The organism is Streptomyces sp. NPDC002130 (genome assembly GCF_040296465.1).
GTDB lineage: Bacteria > Actinomycetota > Actinomycetes > Streptomycetales > Streptomycetaceae > Streptomyces.
Window position 1 is genome coordinate 1 of sequence record NZ_JBEOXI010000838.1, and the last position, 1,426, is coordinate 1,426.

Annotated in this window: 2 protein-coding genes; one reads left to right on the forward strand and one right to left on the reverse strand. The window is 62.0% G+C overall.

Features of this window, described 5'->3' with window-relative positions:
* On the forward strand, positions 1 to 611 hold a 611-nt coding region (locus tag ABT116_RS46140; protein ID WP_351647182.1), incomplete at its 5' end, for a sugar-binding transcriptional regulator.
* Here the strand turns inward: ABT116_RS46140 and ABT116_RS46145 are convergent.
* Entirely contained in the window at positions 546 to 1,349 is an 804-nt protein-coding gene (locus ABT116_RS46145) for a TetR/AcrR family transcriptional regulator (RefSeq protein ID WP_235170110.1), read from the reverse strand. The genes ABT116_RS46140 and ABT116_RS46145 overlap by 66 nt on opposite strands.
* Positions 1,350 to 1,426: the final 77 nt, after the last annotated feature.

A 1,426-nucleotide genomic window follows, 5' to 3' on the forward strand; every position in this document is an offset into this window, starting at 1 on the left:
GGATCGCCTGGGGAACCACACTCAGCGAAGTCAGCAAGCACCTTGCCCCCAAACGCACGTACAACTCGTACGTCGTCCAACTCAACGGCGCCGCGAATACTCGTACCACGGGAATCTCCTATGCCAGCGACATCATCAGAACGATCGCCGACGCCTACGGTGCTCTGCCACAAGGATTTCCGGTGCCCGCCTTCTTCGACTACCCGGAAACCCGGGAGCAGCTGTGGCGCGAACGCAGCATCAAACGCGTACTGGACATGCAGAAGCGAATGGATCTGGCAGTCTTCAGTATCGGCGTCCCGGGTGGCAATGTGCCGAGTCACGTCTACACCGCCGGCTACCTCGAACCCGATGAAGCAGAGGCACTTCGACGCGACGGAGTGGTCGGGGACATCGCAACCGTGTTCTTCCGGTCGGACGGGAGCTACCGCGGAATCGAACTCAACGAGCGCGCGAGCGGCCCGCGACTGGACCTTTTCGAGAAGGTCGCCAGGCGCGTGTGCATCGTCGCCGGAACAGCAAAACTGCCCGCGTTGGAGGGAGCCCTACGGGGTGGGTTGATCACCGACCTGATCATCGACGACGTCAGTGCCACCGCGCTGGTGTCCTGACCGCTGCACCAACTTCTCGATTCCGTCGAGCAGCAGGCCGAGCGAGAAACCGAAATCGAAAGCGTCGTCGCCGGCGGCCTCGCCCTCCGGACTGCCGTCCTCGAAGCCGCCCTCGTCAATTGCAGCGCTGAGGTAGGGAAAGTCCTCGCGATTGATCACTCGTGCGATGAGGGCGCCGTAAGCCACGTCGTCGTCTGCCGACTGTGCCGATCGCGACGCAAGGTCGGCCGAGAATCGGGCACGACCGATCACGAACAACGACACGTTGGTCACCACTTGGAACTTCGACGCGGCGCTCAGCGCGACACCGTCAAGCGCGCTCAGACCCGCGTCGAGCCACGCCATGTTGTTGGGTCCGGTCGGCGGAGCGGTAATGGGTAGCTTGAGCCACCACGGCCGACTCAGCATCGTGGCGTATTCGTGATTCGCCCACGCTTCGAGCTTGACGCGCCATGACACTCCGTCGGGAATTACCGGCGGTGGACCGATCACCCGATCCGAAATCAGTTCGATCAGTTCGTCTTTGCTCGCCACGTAGCGGTAGAGCGACATCGTCGTGAACCCGAGCGCTTTGGCCACGCGGCCCATCGACAGAGCCGTCACACCTTCCGCGTCGGCCAACTCGATCGCGGTGTCGAGAATGTGCTCGAGACTGAGCCCCTTCTTGGGACCCCGCGTTCCCGGCTGGTCCAGTCCCCAGGCCAGCTCGACTGCTCTCGGTAGCGCTCCGCGATCCATAAGCTCCCACTCTTCACTCTTGCCATCTTCTTAGAACTGTGTACGCTATAAACACTCGTTTATGCCATCCACTGTTC

What these genes read in the sequence shown, in the direction of transcription:
- ABT116_RS46145 (WP_235170110.1), bottom strand. Translation starts at nt 1,349, where the DNA reads ATGGATCGCGGAGCGCTACCGAGAGCAGTCGAGCTGGCCTGGGGACTG.